Consider the following 13,423-nt stretch of genomic DNA (forward strand, 5'->3'; position numbering starts at 1 on the left):
CTCTCCCTCGGAGACGGGAGGGGGCGGGGCGGCTGATTTTTGTTTGCTCTTTCTCATCGGTACACGGACATGGAAGCCCAGAACATTCGCATACGCCTCAAGGCGTTCGACCACCGCGTTCTCGACCAGGCAACTGGCGAAATCGCAGAAACGGCCCGCCGCACTGGCGCGCTCATCCGGGGTCCCATTCCGATGCCGACGAGGATCGAGAAGTTCACCGTGAACCGCGGTCCGCACATCGACAAGAAGTCGCGCGAGCAGTTCGAAGTGCGCACCTACAAGCGGTTGCTCGACATTGTGCAGCCGAACGCTCAGACAGTCGACGCTTTGATGAAGCTGGACCTTGCTGCTGGCGTAAACGTTGAAATCAAGCTCGCTTAAGGCGATTGATTTTCGGTCCGTGACCCGGACTTTAAACCGGTCGCAAATTTCGGGGCTCCTAGGCCCCGCTGTTCGCCAGAGAAATCCAGCGTTCGGCAAGACATAGGGATACCGCCGGACATCTCTCGCAAGAGATTTGGCCGGGTCTGCGTCCTCCGTCTCGCTCAAGCAGCCATCCTGGCTGTACGAGCACTCAGCCCGGACGGGGCGACGCATCACAAACTGGGCTGGCAAGCACCTCGGGATGGGCCCGTTGTGCCTCTGTGTTAGGAGTTTTGACGATGCGCACTGGCGTGATCGCGAAAAAAGTCGGGATGACCCGCCTGTTTCAGGAGGATGGACGTCACGTTCCCGTGACTGTCCTTGCTCTGGAAGATTGTCAGGTCGTGTCACACCGCACCGCAGACCGCGATGGTTACTTCGCTCTGCAGGTCGGTTCCGGCGTGGCGAAACAGAAAAATGTCAACAAGCCGCAGCGCGAGCATTTCGCGAAAGCGGAAGTGCCGCTTAAGATGCGTGTGGCGGAATTCCGCCTCGACGACGAAGAAGGTTTTCTTCCCGTCGGCGCGCGCATTTCGGCAGAGCATTTTGTTGCCGGCCAGAAGGTCGATATTACCGGGCACACCCAGGGTAAGGGTTTTGCCGGTGCGATGAAGCGCTGGGGCTTCGGCGGCTTGCGCGCATCGCACGGCGTTTCGATCAGCCACCGCTCGCACGGTTCGACTGGTCAGAACCAGGATCCGGGCAAGGTGTTCAAGGGTAAGAAAATGGCCGGTCACATGGGTGACCGCCAGCGTACCCAGCAGAACCTCGAAGTAGTTCGCACAGATGCGGACCGCGGGCTCATTTTCGTTAAGGGTTCGGTGCCGGGCCATAAGAATGGCTGGTTGGTTGTCCGTGACTCGGTGAAAGTGAAGCATGGCGATCTGCCGTTTCCCGGTGCGATGCGCCGCAACGAAGACGAGTTCAAATCGGAAGATGCCGATGCGGGCCTGATCGAAAGCGCAGCAGAGCACGAAGTCGGCACAGAAGTTTCTGCTGAACAGCAGGAAAAGCTGGCTCAGCAGCAGGACTCGGGTGTGGGTACCGAAAGCGGAACCCCAGAAGCCGGCTCCAATGCCAAGAACGAGGAGTCCTGATCGTGAAGGTCAAGGTCCAGAAAATCGACGGTAAGGCCGTCAGCGGCGCTGGGGGCGAAATCGACCTCAATGATGCTGTGTTCGGTGTCGAGCCACGCGCAGACATCCTGCACCGTGTTGTCACCTGGCAGCTCGAGAAGCGTCGCGGCACGGCTCGTCCGACCCGTGAGCGTGCCGACGTCAACCGCACCGGCAAGAAGTTCGGCCGCCAAAAGGGATCGGGTGGCGCACGTCATGGCGACCGCGGCGCTCCGATCTTCATCGGCGGCGGTAAGGCGCATGGTGCTCGCAAGCGTGACTTCGAGCCGTCGCTCAACAAGAAGATCCGCACGCTTGGCCTGAAGATGGCTCTGTCGAGCAAGGCGAAAGACGGCCTCGTGGTTGTCGATAGCCTCGATCTCAAGGACGCCAAGACGAAGGCCCTCAAGGGTCACTTCGACAAAGCGGGCTGGAGCGGCAAGGTTCTCTTCATCGATGGCGATGCCGTCAATGAAGGCTTCAAGAATGCATCGAGCAACCTTCCGGGCATCAACGTGATGCCGGCGATGGGTGCCAACGTATACGACATCCTGAAGCACGACACGCTGGTCCTCACCAAGGACGCGGTCGAAAAGCTGGAGGCCCGTTTCAATGGCTAAAAAGCAGGAAATCGACGCCCGTCATTACGACGTGATCCTCGCACCGCACATCACTGAGAAGGCAACATTGGCGTCGGAACACAACGCCGTTGTATTCAAAGTGTCGAACGATGCGACCAAGCCGCAGATCAAGGAAGCGGTCGAGGCGCTTTTCAGCGTGAAGGTCACCGGCGTGAACACGATCAATGTCAAAGGCAAGACCAAGCGCTGGAAGGGTCGTCCTTACAAGCGGAACGACCTGAAAAAGGCTGTGGTTACGCTGGCCGAGGGTGACTCCATCGACGTCACCAGCGGTCTCTGAGGGCAGGAATAGATCATGGCACTCAAGAATTACAAACCGACAAGCCCGGCGCGCCGCGGCCTCATCCTCGTTGACAAGTCCGGCCTGTACAAAGGCAAGCCGGTCAAGTCGCTGACGGAAGGCAAGCGCAAGACGGGTGGCCGCAACAATAAGGGCCATATCACTTCGCGTGGTATCGGCGGCGGTCATAAGCAGAAGTATCGCTTTATCGACTTCAAGCGTCGCAAGTGGGACGTCGAAGGCACAGTCGAGCGGATCGAATATGATCCGAACCGCACCGCTTTCATCGCGCTCATCAAATATGCCGACGATGAAATGGCCTATATCATTGCGCCGCAGCGTCTTGCGGTTGGTGACAAGGTCATTGCAGGCGAAAAGACCGATACCAAGCCGGGCAACGCGATGTTGCTGGGTCAGATGCCGGTCGGCACGATCTGTCACAATGTCGAGATGAAGCCAGGCAAGGGCGGGCAGATTGCCCGTTCGGCAGGTGCCTACGTTCAGCTCGTCGGACGTGACCGCGGAATGGTCATCGTGCGTCTCAATAGCGGTGAGCAGCGCTATCTGCGCTCTGACTGCATGGGTACGGTCGGTGCGGTGTCGAACCCCGACAACCAGAACCAGAATCTGGGCAAGGCCGGCCGTCGCCGCTGGATGGGCATCAAGCCGCTCACCCGTGGCGTCGCCAAGAACCCGGTCGATCACCCGCACGGCGGTGGTGAAGGCAAGACCTCGGGCGGCCGTCATCCGGTTACCCCGTGGGGCAAGCCGACCAAGGGTGCCCGCACTCGCAAGAACAAGCAGACGGACAAGATGATTATCCGTTCGCGTCATTCCAAGAAGAAGAGGTAATCGGACATGGCACGTTCCGTCTGGAAAGGTCCGTTCGTCGAGCTCAGCCTTCTCAAGAAGGCAGAATCCGCGCAGGAGGCAAGCAGCAGCAAGCCGATCAAGACCTGGTCGCGTCGTTCGACGATCCTCCCGCAGTTCGTTGGTCTGACGTTCAACGTCTACAACGGGCACAAGTTTATTCCCGTCTCCGTTTCGGAAGAGATGGTCGGCCACAAGCTCGGTGAATTTGCGCCTACGCGCACGTTCAACGGGCATATCGCCGACAAGAAGGGCAAGCGCTAATGGGCAAGGCAAAATCCCCCCGCCGTGTTGGCGATAACGAGGCACTGGCTGTCGGCACCACGATCCGTGGTTCGGCCCAGAAGCTGAACCTCGTCGCTGAGCTGATCCGCGGCAAGAAGGCCGAAGAGGCCTTGAACATCCTCTCCTTCTCCAAGAAGGCGATGGCGCGCGACGCCAGCAAGGTGCTTGCTTCGGCAATCGCCAATGCGGAAAACAATCACGATCTTGACGTCGATGCGCTGGTGGTTGCCGAGGCATCCGTCGGCAAGGCGATCACCATGAAGCGTTTCCACGTGCGCGGTCGCGGCAAGTCGACCCGTATCCTCAAGCCGTTTAGCCGGCTGCGGATCGTGGTTCGCGAGCAGGAAGAGGCGTAAGATGGGCCAGAAGAGCAATCCGATCGGTCTGCGCCTGCAGATCAACCGCACCTGGGATAGCCGGTGGTACGCTGAAGGGCGTAACTACGCCGCGCTGCTCAGCGAAGATATCAAGATCCGCAAGCATATCATGGACTCGCTGCCACAGGCCGCGATTTCCAAGGTTGTGATCGAGCGTCCGGCCAAGCTGTGCCGGGTTTCGATCTATGCTGCGCGTCCCGGTGTCATCATCGGCAAGAAGGGCGCGGATATCGAGAAGCTTCGCACGAAGCTGGCTTCGATGACCGACAGCGAAGTGAAGCTGAACATCGTTGAAATCCGCAAGCCGGAAATCGATGCGAAGCTCGTCGCTCAGGGTATCGCCGATCAGTTGATCCGCCGCGTGGCTTTCCGTCGTGCCATGAAGCGCGCCGTTCAGTCCGCTCTCCGCCTTGGCGCGGAAGGGATCAAGATCGTTTGTGGTGGCCGTCTCGGCGGTGCTGAAATCGCTCGCGTCGAATGGTATCGCGAAGGCCGCGTTCCACTTCACACGCTGCGCGCCAATGTTGACTATGCCGAAGCCGAAGCGCTGACCGCATACGGCATCATCGGTATCAAGTGCTGGATCTTCAAAGGTGAAATCCTCGCTCACGACCCGACCGCTCAGGACCGCTTGATGATGGAAGCTCAGACTTCCGGCGTCCGGCCGGCTCGCTGATTGCAGGATAGGTAGAGAAAATGCTGCAACCGAAAAAAACCAAGTACCGCAAGGCTTTCAAAGGCCGGATCAAGGGCGACGCGAAGGGCGGCACCACGCTGAACTTCGGCTCCTACGGTCTCAAGGCTCTTGAGCCTGAGCGGGTTACCGCGCGCCAGATCGAAGCTGCGCGTCGTGCAATCACGCGTCACATGAAGCGCCAGGGGCGTCTCTGGATCCGCGTGTTCCCCGATGTTCCAGTGTCGAAGAAGCCTGCCGAAGTCCGTCAGGGTAAAGGCAAAGGCTCGGTCGAATATTGGGCTGCACGGGTCAAGCCCGGCCGCATCCTGTTCGAACTGGACGGCGTTCCCGGCCCAGTGGCTGCAGCCGCTTTCGAGCGCGCGGCCATGAAGCTTCCCATCAAGACGAAGGTCGTTGCCCGCTTTGGCGACACCTCGCACCTGGAGGGTTGATAGATGTCCAAGATCGAAGACCTTCGTACTAAGAGCGATGATCAGCTCGACGAGCAGCTCACCGAGTTGAAGCGCGAGCAGTTCAACCTCCGTTTTCAGGCGGCAACCAATCAGTTGGAAGCCCCGGCACGGATCAAGCATGTCCGCCGCATGATTGCGCAGATCAAGACTTTGCAGACCGAACGCGCTGCAGCGTCCGCGCCCAAGAACACTGCGGCTTAAGGAGCATACGATGCCCAAACGTATCCTGATCGGGACCGTCACCTCCGACAAGACCGACAAAACCGTGACCGTGAAGGTCGAACGCAAGGTGAAGCACCCGCTCTACGCGAAGATCATCCGTCGTTCGAAGAAGTATCACGCCCACGACGAGAAGAACGAATACACGATTGGCGACACCGTCCGCATCGAGGAGACCAAACCGATCTCCAAGACCAAGACATGGGCCGTCATCGACCGGGTTCAGGCATCGAAGGGTGTGGCTGTCGAAGCCGACCTCGAAGTCGAAGCTGCCACCCCGGGTAACTGAATTAGACGTAGGAACTGCCGGGCCCCTGAGAGTGGGGCGTCCCGGCAAGCCAATGAGAAGGAACCGGATCTATGATCCAGATGCAATCCAATCTCGACGTCGCGGACAACAGCGGCGCAAAGCGCGTCCAGTGCATTAAAGTACTGGGTGGCTCAAAGCGCCGTACTGCGTCCGTCGGCGACGTGATCGTGGTTTCCGTCAAGGAAGCCCAGCCGCGTGCGCGCGTCAAAAAAGGCGACGTTCACCGTGCAGTGATCGTGCGCACCAAGAAGGACGTTCGCCGTCCCGATGGCAGCGTGATCCGTTTCGACAGCAACGCAGCCGTGCTGGTCAACAAGAGCGAAGAGCCGATCGGCACTCGTATCTTTGGCCCAGTGGTTCGTGAACTGCGTGGCCGCGGCTTCATGAAAATCATTTCGCTTGCTCCGGAGGTGCTGTGATGGCGTCCGCAAAGATCAAGAAGGGTGACAGCGTTGTTGTCCTGTCCGGCAAGGACAAGGGCAAGACCGGTACCGTGACCAAGGTTCTTCCGAAAGAAGGCAAGGTCGTGGTTGAAGGCATGAATGTTGCAACCCGTCACCGCAAGCCGAGCCAGGCCGACCCGCAAGGTGGTATCGATCGCTTCGAAGCGCCGATGCATCTCGCGAAAGTCGCTGTGGCCGATCCCAAGGACGGAAAGCCGACCCGGGTCCGTTTCGAGGACAAGGACGGCAAGAAGGTCCGTATCGCCGTGAAGAGTGGGGAGACCATTGATGGCTGATTACACGCCCCGCATGAAGCAGCGCTATGACGATCAGGTCGTCAAGGCGATGACAGAGAAGTTCGGCTACAAGAACCGTCTTGAAGTCCCGAAGCTGGAAAAGATCACGCTCAACATGGGTGTTGGTGAAGCCAGCCAGGACAAGAAAAAGGTTCAGGTTGCCGCTGAAGAAATGGCGCTGATCGCCGGCCAGAAGCCGGTTGTCACCAAAGCGAAGAAGTCGATCGCTCAGTTCAAGCTGCGCGAAGGCATGCCGATTGGTTGCAAGGTTACCTTGCGCCGTGATCGCATGTTCGAATTTCTCGATCGTCTGGTGACCGTCGCTATGCCGCGTATCCGTGACTTTCGTGGTGTGAACCCGAAATCGTTCGACGGTCGTGGCAATTACGCAATGGGTCTTAAAGAGCAGATCATCTTTCCAGAGATCAGCTACGACAAGATCGACCAGGTGCGTGGCATGGACATCATCGTCACCACCACCGCGAAGACCGATGAGGAAGCACGCGAATTGCTGCGCCTGTTCGGTTTCCCGTTCCCGGCTGAAGAAGCCGCAGAAAAGGAAGCGGCGTGAGCCGCTGCAGGAAGAGAGCTTAAGTCCAATGGCGAAACTGAGTTCCATCAACAAGAACGAGAAGCGCAAAGCTCTCGTCAAGAAATATGCGGCGAAATACGCCAAGCTGAAGGCAATTGCCGATGACACTTCGCTCGACGAAAGCGAACGTCTCATCGCCCGCCTGAAGATGGCTGAAATCCCGCGCAACGCGAACCCGACCCGGGTGCGCAACCGTTGCTCGACCACCGGCCGCCCGCGCGGCTACTATCGCAAGTTCGGTATCAACCGCATCGAACTGCGCAACCTTGGCAACAAGGGCCTGATTCCGGGCCTGACCAAGTCGAGCTGGTGAGGAATCGATAGATGGCTATGACTGATCCCGTGGGTGATATGCTCACCCGCATCCGCAACGGTCAGCGTGCGAAGAAGGATTCCGTCCTTTCTCCCGCTTCCAAACTGCGTGCCAATGTTCTCGAAGTGCTTCAGCGCGAAGGCTACATCCGTGGCTATAGCGAAGACGCTTCAGGCAAACATGCTGCGCTGCGGATCGAACTGAAATATTTCGAGGGCGAACCTGCTATCAAGCATGTCGCTCGCGTCTCCAAGCCTGGCCGGCGCGTCTATTCGGGTTCGAAAGAACTGCCGATCGTGCGCAACGGCCTTGGCATCACCATCGTCTCGACGCCCAAGGGTGTGCTTTCGGATGCCGAAGCGCGCATTGAGAATGTCGGCGGCGAAGTGCTCGCGGAGGTTTTCTGATGAGCCGCATTGGCAAAAAGCCGGTAGCGATCCCTAGCGGGGTAACTGCCGACATCGAAGACGGTGTGCTGACTGTAAAGGGCCCCAAGGGCACTCTTACAATGGGCCTCGTCGACGAGATCGAATATTCGGTTGAAGGTGAGGAAATCACCGTCAAGCCGGCCAACGACACCCGTCGCAGCCGCGATTTCTGGGGCATGCAGCGTACGCTGGTGTCCAACCTCGTGGAAGGCGTAACCGAAGGCTATTCCAAGGTCCTCGAGATTACCGGTGTGGGTTATCGTGCGCAGGCACAGGGCAAGAAGCTCAAGCTTCAGCTCGGTTTCAGCCATGACGTCGACCTCGATGTTCCAGAAGGTCTCGAAGTGAAAACTCCGGACCAGACGACTGTCGAAATTTCGGGCATCGACAAGCAGGCCGTTGGCCAGTTTGCCGCAGAAGTCCGCCGCTGGCGCAAGCCTGAGCCTTACAAGGGCAAGGGTATCAAGTATCGCGGCGAGTATGTCTTCCGCAAGGAAGGGAAGAAGAAGTAAGATGGCAAAGCTTTCTCTCTTTGAACGTCGCCGACGCCGTGTGCGCACGGCACTGCGCGCTCGTGCCGGTGGCAAACCGCGTCTGTCGGTGCATCGCACCGGCCAGCACATCTATGCTCAGATCATCGACGACAAGGCAGGCCGTACGCTGGCCGCTGCGTCGACCCTGGGTGGCAAAAGCACCGGCGGAAACGTCGATGCCGCTGCCAAGGTGGGCAAGGATATCGCAGCCGCAGCCAAGAAGGCCGGCGTAACCACTGTCGTGTTCGATCGCGGCGGGTTCCTGTTCCATGGCCGCGTCAAGGCGCTGGCCGATGCCGCCCGCGAAGGCGGGCTGGAGTTCTGATCGATGGCTGACAAAAAAACCGAAACGACGCCTGAAGACGCCAAGGTAGAAGACGCGAAGGTCGAAGAGACCAAGGCGGAAGAAACCAAGGCCGAGGCGAAGGCCGAAGAAAAGCCGGCTGAAGAAGCACCGGCCGTGGCTGAGACGCCGGAAGTTGCAAAGGCTAAGGCCGATGCAGGCGTTGTCGAAGCGGAAACCGAGCATGCGGTGACCAAGGAAGAGCCTGCTATCGCCGACACACCGTCGGAAGCTGCAGCCAACCAGTCGCCTGCGCAGGGTGCCGAAGGCAAGCCGCGCGAACAGCAGAATGCGCGCGGTGGCCGTGGCGGCCGCGACAACAACCGTGGCGGTGGCGGCGGTGGCCGTGGTCGTGGCGGACGTGACAATAACCGCCGCGGTGGTCGCCAGGAAGAAGATGATGGCATCATCGAGAAGCTGGTCCACATCAACCGCGTTTCGAAAACGGTGAAGGGCGGTAAGCGATTCGGTTTCGCAGCGCTGGTCGTCGTGGGTGACGGCTCGGGCCGCGTCGGTTTCGGCAAGGGCAAGGCACGCGAAGTGCCGGAAGCCATTACCAAGGCAACCGCTGCTGCACGCAAGAAAATGGTTCGCGTTCCGCTCAAGGAAGGCCGCACATTGCATCACGATGCCAAGGGCCGTTTCGGCGCTGGCAAGGTCACCATCCGCACCGCGCCTCCGGGTACCGGTATCATCGCCGGTGGTCCGATGCGTGCTGTGTTTGAAAGCCTCGGCGTGGCCGATGTGGTGACCAAGTCGGTCGGCACTTCGAACCCCTACAACATGATCCGCGCCACTTTCGACGCGCTAGTGAACCAGACTTCGCCGAAGTCGGTCGCTCAGCGTCGCGGCAAGAAGGTCGCAGACCTGCTTGGTCGCGGTGGCGCAAGCGAGGCAGAGGCTCAAGCCGACGCCGCAGCTGTAACGGAGTAAGGCACGATGGCCGACAAGAAGACCGTCAAGATCAAGCAGATCGGTTCGCCGATCCGCCGTCCGGAGAGCCAGCGCAAGATCCTCATCGGTCTTGGGCTCAACAAGATGCACAAAGTTGTCGAGCGTCAGGATACCCCTGAAGTTCGCGGCGCGATCGCCAAGATCCCGCATCTCGTTACGGTGGTCGACTGATCATTCTCAATCATTGAATTGGGTGGCCCGGTCCTGTACCGGGCCATTTCCTATTCAGCGCGAACAAAAGCGAAAGCGAGTGCAGACATGAAACTCAACGAAATCAAAGACAACGAAGGCGCCCGCAAAGAGCGCATGCGCGTGGGCCGTGGTATCGGCTCGGGCAAGGGCAAGACTGCCGCGCGTGGTCAGAAGGGCCAGAAGAGCCGCGAAGGCGTCGCCATCAAGGGCTTCGAAGGCGGCCAGATGCCGCTTCACATGCGCCTGCCGAAGCGCGGCTTCAACAATCCGTTTGGCAAGGACTATGCTGAAGTGAACCTGGGCATGGTCCAGAAGTTCATCGACGCCAAGAAGCTCGATGCCAAGAAGGACATCGATCACGCTGCGCTGAAGGCAGCCGGTCTTGCCAAAGGCGGCAAGGACGGCGTCCGTCTCCTCGGCAAGGGCGAGATCAAGGCAAAGGCCAAATTCGTCGTTGCTGGTGCCTCCAAGGGCGCTGTTGCAGCAGTCGAAAAGGCTGGCGGTTCGGTCGAAGTGATCGATCGCGGTGCTCCTGAGCACGAGAAGAAAGCCAAGCGCGCCGAAGCAAACAAGGCTGCCAAGGCAAACTAATCGACATAATCGGGGAGCGGGGGTTCGACATCGGACGATCCGCTCCCTATCTATCCTTCCTGAGCCGGGAGGGTCCGGCGCAAAAGCAGGATTCAAGACGCTCTCATGGCAACACGCGCCGATAACATTGCAAGCAATCTGAGCTTTGCAAACTTCTCGAAAGCGACCGAGCTCAAGAACCGGATCTGGTTCACGATCGGTGCGCTGGTCGTATTCCGCTTTCTCAGCTTCATTCCGCTCCCCGGCGTCGATGCGCGGGCGCTTCAGGCGCTGAGTGCTCAGACGAGCGGCACTATTCTCGATATGTTCAACACGTTCACCGGCGGCAGCCTGGAGCGTATGAGCCTGATCGCGCTTGGCGTGATGCCATATATTACGGCATCGATTGTCATTCAGCTCGCCGCGTCGCTTCACCCGACGCTGGCCGCGCTGAAGAAAGAAGGGGCAAGCGGGCGCCAGAAGCTTAATCAGTATACCCGCTACGGCACTGTGTTTCTGTGCGCGATTCAGGGCTGGTTCCTGGCCGCAGGTCTGGAAAGCTTTGCAGCATCGAACGGTCTCCAGGCGGTGGTCGATCCGGGCTATATGTTCCGCATCGGCGTAGTTATCAGCCTCATCGGCGGTACGATGTTCCTGCTGTGGCTCGGTGAACAGATCACCAGCCGCGGTATCGGCAATGGCGTATCGCTTATCATTATGGCCGGTATTGTTGCGCAATTCCCGACTTTCGCTGCGAACATTTTTGGCCAGTCCCGCGGCGGCGAACTGGGTGGCGGCATCGTCGCGCTGTTTGTGCTGATGGTTATCGCGCTGATTCTGGTGATCTGCTTCTTCGAACGCGCACAGCGGCGACTGCTGATCCAGTATCCCAAGCGCGCCAGTGCACGGGGCATGATGCAGGCCGACCGGTCGCATCTGCCGCTCAAACTGAACACCGCGGGCGTCATCCCGCCGATTTTCGCCAGCTCGTTGCTGTTGCTGCCGCTGACCATTACCCAGTTTGCCGGCAATTCGATCGATACGGAAAGCGGCGGCGGCGCGTTCCTGCAGCAGACGCTGCAGTATCTCGGTCAGGGCCAGCCGCTTTATCTCGCGCTGTATGCGGCAGGGATCATCTTCTTCTGCTTCTTCTACACCGCGGTTGTGTTCAATCCAGAAGACACGGCCGAGAACCTGAAAAAGAACGGCGGCTTCATCCCGGGCATCCGTCCGGGTAACCGGACTGCCGAGTACCTGGATTATGTCCTGACTCGCATCACTGTTGTCGGCGCAATTTACCTGACAGTCGTTTGTATCCTGCCCGAATACATGATCGGCCAGATGAACATTCCGATCTTCCTTGGCGGCACCAGCTTGCTGATTGTGGTGAATGTGACTGTTGACACGATCAGCCAGATCCAGTCGCATTTGCTGGCACATCAGTATGGTGACCTGATCAAGAAAGCGAAGCTGAAAGGCCGGATGCGCTAAGCGCGCAACGCCGTTCCAAGGGGGCAAAGCTTGTGAATATCATCCTGTTGGGTCCGCCGGGTGCCGGGAAAGGCACACAATCGGCAAACCTCGTCGAAAATCACAAGATGCGACAGCTTTCAACCGGCGACATGCTGCGCGCGGCGGTCAAGGCGCAGACTCCTGTCGGGCTTGAAGCCAAGGCGGTGATGGAGCGCGGCGATCTGGTTTCCGACGAGATCGTTTCGAGCCTGATCAGCGATGAACTCGCTGCCATGAGCGACGATACCGGCGTGATCTTCGATGGCTATCCGCGGACCGAGGCGCAAGCCACCTCGCTCGATGAAATTCTCGAACAGCATGGTCGCAAGCTGGACCATGTGATCGAGCTGGAAGTTAACGAAGACGCGCTGGTCGAACGGATCACCGGGCGTTTTTCCTGTGCCAGTTGTGGCGCGCTGTATCATGATACGGCCAACCCGCCCAAGGTTGAGGGCGTCTGCGATGCCTGCGGTTCGACCGAATTCAAGCGCCGGCCTGATGACAATGAAGACACGGTGCGCAACCGGATGGCAGAATACCGTGCCAAGACGGCGCCGATCCTGCCGATCTACGATGCCCGGGGCATTGTCACCCGGGTCGACGGAATGGCATCGATCAGCCAGGTCACGCAGGCGCTCAACGCAATCCTCGCGTCCTGAGTGCTGACCCTTTTCAAGCGCTCCGGTCCATGGGATAGGAGCGCGATATGAAAGGGTACTCCATGAAAAAATTCGCCTTTGGTGCGTCACTTGCGGCCGCTGCTTTTGCCATGCCTGTGCAGGCGGAGGTCGTCAGCCAGGGCAACGGCGCGTTCGTAACGCGCGACAGCGCCGTGGTTGAAGCAGATGTTCGCACGGCATGGCTCAAACTGATCGCACCAGGGGAATGGTGGGATTCGGCACACACCTGGTCGGGCGAATCCGAAAACATGATGCTGACCCCGCAAGGGGGTGGATGCTTCTGCGAACGTATTCCCGGTGAAGACGGTGACAAGCGCATCGGACTTGATGGCAGTGTGCAGCACATGGTTGTGCTGAATGCCGCGCCGGACCGGGTGCTGCGGATGCGGGGCGGGCTCGGCCCGCTGCAGAGCGAGCCGGTCGATGGCGTGCTGACGATTGCGTTGTCCGAGACTGACGAAGGCACGCTGATCGTTTTCGAATATGTCGTGGGCGGGTTCATGCGGTTCGAGACTCCGGTCATTGCCAAGGCGGTGGACGGAGTGATGACCCAGCAGCTCGACAATTTGGCGGAAACTCTTGGCCGCGTTGATGCGCCTGCGCCTGACGAAGACCCCGCTGAAGACGAGGCATCTGAGGAAAGCGATGCGGGTGATGCCTCCGACGGGGACGCTTCCGATGGGGAAACGGCCGTTGAGGAAGCGCCGGAACGTATATCGGTTGACGAGGCCTTCGGCGAAATCGAGTAACCGACCCGCCGCAGAAACAAGGGTTTGGCAGCTGGCGATTCGTCGCTAGGGTGCCGCTCAAGCAAAGAGCGTGAGTCGGGCCTTCGGTCCAGATAACTGCGCCGCAAAGTGGTCGCCGAATATTCAGCAGCACTGCACACTGGGTGCAA

Annotated in this window: 24 protein-coding genes; all 24 read left to right on the forward strand. The window is 59.2% G+C overall.

What is annotated here, in order from left to right; translation table 11 throughout:
- The first annotated feature begins 69 nt into the window (after nt 1-69).
- The 24 genes from rpsJ to E0502_RS10955 all read left to right on the forward strand — a co-directional run bounded on the left by rpsJ (nt 70) and on the right by E0502_RS10955 (nt 13,274).
- Nucleotides 70-381 (forward strand): 30S ribosomal protein S10, encoded by a 312-nt coding sequence (rpsJ, locus tag E0502_RS10840; RefSeq protein ID WP_061924928.1) that lies wholly within the window; start codon nt 70-72, stop codon nt 379-381.
- Nucleotides 382-662: 281 nt separating this feature from the next.
- On the forward strand, nt 663-1,520 hold the full coding sequence (gene rplC, locus E0502_RS10845; protein ID WP_137678021.1) for a 50S ribosomal protein L3: 858 nt from the start codon (nt 663-665) through the stop codon (nt 1,518-1,520).
- Nucleotides 1,521-1,522: 2 nt separating this feature from the next.
- Nucleotides 1,523-2,158: a 50S ribosomal protein L4 gene (gene rplD, locus E0502_RS10850; protein WP_137678022.1), complete on the forward strand. Its 636-nt coding sequence runs from the start codon at nt 1,523-1,525 to the stop codon at nt 2,156-2,158.
- On the forward strand, nt 2,151-2,459 hold the full coding sequence (locus E0502_RS10855) for a 50S ribosomal protein L23 (RefSeq protein WP_137678023.1): 309 nt from the start codon (nt 2,151-2,153) through the stop codon (nt 2,457-2,459). Before rplD ends, E0502_RS10855 begins: the two co-directional genes overlap by 8 nt.
- Nucleotides 2,460-2,474: 15 nt before the next feature.
- Nucleotides 2,475-3,311: a 50S ribosomal protein L2 gene (gene rplB, locus E0502_RS10860; RefSeq protein ID WP_137678024.1), complete on the forward strand. Its 837-nt coding sequence runs from the start codon at nt 2,475-2,477 to the stop codon at nt 3,309-3,311.
- Between the two features lie 6 nt (nt 3,312-3,317).
- Nucleotides 3,318-3,593 (forward strand): 30S ribosomal protein S19, encoded by a 276-nt coding sequence (gene rpsS, locus E0502_RS10865; RefSeq protein WP_137678025.1) that lies wholly within the window; start codon nt 3,318-3,320, stop codon nt 3,591-3,593.
- Nucleotides 3,593-3,970 (forward strand): 50S ribosomal protein L22, encoded by a 378-nt coding sequence (rplV, locus tag E0502_RS10870; protein ID WP_137678026.1) that lies wholly within the window; start codon nt 3,593-3,595, stop codon nt 3,968-3,970. The genes rpsS and rplV overlap by 1 nt, the downstream gene beginning before the upstream one ends.
- Before the next feature lies 1 nt (nt 3,971).
- The gene (rpsC, locus tag E0502_RS10875; RefSeq protein WP_137678027.1) at nt 3,972-4,667 is read left to right on the forward strand and encodes a 30S ribosomal protein S3; all 696 of its coding nucleotides are present in this window, start codon (nt 3,972-3,974) and stop codon (nt 4,665-4,667) included.
- Between the two features lie 20 nt (nt 4,668-4,687).
- Entirely contained in the window at nt 4,688-5,119 is a 432-nt protein-coding gene (rplP, locus tag E0502_RS10880) for a 50S ribosomal protein L16 (RefSeq protein ID WP_137678028.1), read from the forward strand.
- 3 nt (nt 5,120-5,122) lie between these two features.
- Nucleotides 5,123-5,341 carry a 50S ribosomal protein L29 gene (gene rpmC / locus E0502_RS10885; protein WP_137678029.1) on the forward strand — a complete coding sequence of 73 codons (219 nt, stop codon included), beginning with the start codon at nt 5,123-5,125 and terminating at the stop codon, nt 5,339-5,341.
- Between the two features lie 10 nt (nt 5,342-5,351).
- Nucleotides 5,352-5,648 carry a 30S ribosomal protein S17 gene (gene rpsQ, locus E0502_RS10890; RefSeq protein WP_137678030.1) on the forward strand — a complete coding sequence of 99 codons (297 nt, stop codon included), beginning with the start codon at nt 5,352-5,354 and terminating at the stop codon, nt 5,646-5,648.
- A 71-nt stretch (nt 5,649-5,719) separates the two neighbouring features.
- The gene (rplN, locus tag E0502_RS10895) at nt 5,720-6,088 is read left to right on the forward strand and encodes a 50S ribosomal protein L14 (protein ID WP_128892966.1); all 369 of its coding nucleotides are present in this window, start codon (nt 5,720-5,722) and stop codon (nt 6,086-6,088) included.
- A complete protein-coding gene (rplX, locus tag E0502_RS10900) occupies nt 6,088-6,408 on the forward strand; it encodes a 50S ribosomal protein L24 (protein ID WP_137678031.1) in 321 nt (106 codons plus the stop codon). Before rplN ends, rplX begins: the two co-directional genes overlap by 1 nt.
- Nucleotides 6,401-6,979: a 50S ribosomal protein L5 gene (gene rplE / locus E0502_RS10905; RefSeq protein ID WP_137678032.1), complete on the forward strand. Its 579-nt coding sequence runs from the start codon at nt 6,401-6,403 to the stop codon at nt 6,977-6,979. The genes rplX and rplE overlap by 8 nt, the downstream gene beginning before the upstream one ends.
- A gap of 28 nt (nt 6,980-7,007) precedes the next feature.
- Nucleotides 7,008-7,313: a 30S ribosomal protein S14 gene (rpsN, locus tag E0502_RS10910; RefSeq protein WP_137678033.1), complete on the forward strand. Its 306-nt coding sequence runs from the start codon at nt 7,008-7,010 to the stop codon at nt 7,311-7,313.
- A gap of 11 nt (nt 7,314-7,324) precedes the next feature.
- On the forward strand, nt 7,325-7,720 hold the full coding sequence (gene rpsH, locus E0502_RS10915; protein ID WP_137678034.1) for a 30S ribosomal protein S8: 396 nt from the start codon (nt 7,325-7,327) through the stop codon (nt 7,718-7,720).
- Nucleotides 7,720-8,253, forward strand: a complete 534-nt coding sequence (gene rplF / locus E0502_RS10920; protein WP_137678035.1) for a 50S ribosomal protein L6 — start codon at nt 7,720-7,722, stop codon at nt 8,251-8,253. The genes rpsH and rplF overlap by 1 nt, the downstream gene beginning before the upstream one ends.
- A 1-nt stretch (nt 8,254) precedes the next feature.
- On the forward strand, nt 8,255-8,599 hold the full coding sequence (gene rplR / locus E0502_RS10925; RefSeq protein ID WP_137678036.1) for a 50S ribosomal protein L18: 345 nt from the start codon (nt 8,255-8,257) through the stop codon (nt 8,597-8,599).
- 228 nt (nt 8,600-8,827) lie between these two features.
- Nucleotides 8,828-9,550 carry a 30S ribosomal protein S5 gene (gene rpsE, locus E0502_RS10930; RefSeq protein ID WP_137678785.1) on the forward strand — a complete coding sequence of 241 codons (723 nt, stop codon included), beginning with the start codon at nt 8,828-8,830 and terminating at the stop codon, nt 9,548-9,550.
- A 6-nt stretch (nt 9,551-9,556) separates the two neighbouring features.
- The gene (gene rpmD, locus E0502_RS10935; RefSeq protein WP_137678037.1) at nt 9,557-9,742 is read left to right on the forward strand and encodes a 50S ribosomal protein L30; all 186 of its coding nucleotides are present in this window, start codon (nt 9,557-9,559) and stop codon (nt 9,740-9,742) included.
- 87 nt (nt 9,743-9,829) lie between these two features.
- Nucleotides 9,830-10,354, forward strand: a complete 525-nt coding sequence (gene rplO, locus E0502_RS10940; RefSeq protein ID WP_137678038.1) for a 50S ribosomal protein L15 — start codon at nt 9,830-9,832, stop codon at nt 10,352-10,354.
- A gap of 105 nt (nt 10,355-10,459) precedes the next feature.
- Nucleotides 10,460-11,824, forward strand: coding sequence for a preprotein translocase subunit SecY (secY, locus tag E0502_RS10945; RefSeq protein WP_137678039.1), 1,365 nt, complete (start codon nt 10,460-10,462; stop codon nt 11,822-11,824).
- A gap of 32 nt (nt 11,825-11,856) precedes the next feature.
- Nucleotides 11,857-12,504 (forward strand): adenylate kinase, encoded by a 648-nt coding sequence (locus E0502_RS10950; protein ID WP_137678040.1) that lies wholly within the window; start codon nt 11,857-11,859, stop codon nt 12,502-12,504.
- A gap of 62 nt (nt 12,505-12,566) precedes the next feature.
- Nucleotides 12,567-13,274 carry an SRPBCC family protein gene (locus tag E0502_RS10955; RefSeq protein ID WP_137678041.1) on the forward strand — a complete coding sequence of 236 codons (708 nt, stop codon included), beginning with the start codon at nt 12,567-12,569 and terminating at the stop codon, nt 13,272-13,274.
- Nucleotides 13,275-13,423 lie beyond the last annotated feature (149 nt).

It is taken from the genome of Parerythrobacter lutipelagi (assembly GCF_005434975.1).
GTDB lineage: Bacteria > Pseudomonadota > Alphaproteobacteria > Sphingomonadales > Sphingomonadaceae > Parerythrobacter_A > Parerythrobacter_A lutipelagi.

Bases quoted from the DNA above. Each gene is read 5' to 3' on its own strand.
- rplB (WP_137678024.1), top strand. From the start codon at position 2,475: ATGGCACTCAAGAATTACAAACCGACAAGCCCGGCGCGCCGCGGCCTC.
- rplF (WP_137678035.1), top strand. From the start codon at position 7,720: ATGAGCCGCATTGGCAAAAAGCCGGTAGCGATCCCTAGCGGGGTAACT.
- rpsJ (WP_061924928.1), top strand. From the start codon at position 70: ATGGAAGCCCAGAACATTCGCATACGCCTCAAGGCGTTCGACCACCGC.
- rpmC (WP_137678029.1), top strand. From the start codon at position 5,123: ATGTCCAAGATCGAAGACCTTCGTACTAAGAGCGATGATCAGCTCGAC.
- rpsC (WP_137678027.1), top strand. From the start codon at position 3,972: ATGGGCCAGAAGAGCAATCCGATCGGTCTGCGCCTGCAGATCAACCGC.
- rplV (WP_137678026.1), top strand. From the start codon at position 3,593: ATGGGCAAGGCAAAATCCCCCCGCCGTGTTGGCGATAACGAGGCACTG.
- E0502_RS10955 (WP_137678041.1), top strand. From the start codon at position 12,567: ATGAAAAAATTCGCCTTTGGTGCGTCACTTGCGGCCGCTGCTTTTGCC.
- secY (WP_137678039.1), top strand. From the start codon at position 10,460: ATGGCAACACGCGCCGATAACATTGCAAGCAATCTGAGCTTTGCAAAC.
- rpsQ (WP_137678030.1), top strand. From the start codon at position 5,352: ATGCCCAAACGTATCCTGATCGGGACCGTCACCTCCGACAAGACCGAC.
- E0502_RS10855 (WP_137678023.1), top strand. From the start codon at position 2,151: ATGGCTAAAAAGCAGGAAATCGACGCCCGTCATTACGACGTGATCCTC.
- rplX (WP_137678031.1), top strand. From the start codon at position 6,088: ATGGCGTCCGCAAAGATCAAGAAGGGTGACAGCGTTGTTGTCCTGTCC.
- rpsN (WP_137678033.1), top strand. From the start codon at position 7,008: ATGGCGAAACTGAGTTCCATCAACAAGAACGAGAAGCGCAAAGCTCTC.
- rpsS (WP_137678025.1), top strand. From the start codon at position 3,318: ATGGCACGTTCCGTCTGGAAAGGTCCGTTCGTCGAGCTCAGCCTTCTC.
- rplP (WP_137678028.1), top strand. From the start codon at position 4,688: ATGCTGCAACCGAAAAAAACCAAGTACCGCAAGGCTTTCAAAGGCCGG.
- rpsH (WP_137678034.1), top strand. From the start codon at position 7,325: ATGGCTATGACTGATCCCGTGGGTGATATGCTCACCCGCATCCGCAAC.
- rpmD (WP_137678037.1), top strand. From the start codon at position 9,557: ATGGCCGACAAGAAGACCGTCAAGATCAAGCAGATCGGTTCGCCGATC.
- rplO (WP_137678038.1), top strand. From the start codon at position 9,830: ATGAAACTCAACGAAATCAAAGACAACGAAGGCGCCCGCAAAGAGCGC.
- rplR (WP_137678036.1), top strand. From the start codon at position 8,255: ATGGCAAAGCTTTCTCTCTTTGAACGTCGCCGACGCCGTGTGCGCACG.
- rplN (WP_128892966.1), top strand. From the start codon at position 5,720: ATGATCCAGATGCAATCCAATCTCGACGTCGCGGACAACAGCGGCGCA.
- rplC (WP_137678021.1), top strand. From the start codon at position 663: ATGCGCACTGGCGTGATCGCGAAAAAAGTCGGGATGACCCGCCTGTTT.
- rplE (WP_137678032.1), top strand. From the start codon at position 6,401: ATGGCTGATTACACGCCCCGCATGAAGCAGCGCTATGACGATCAGGTC.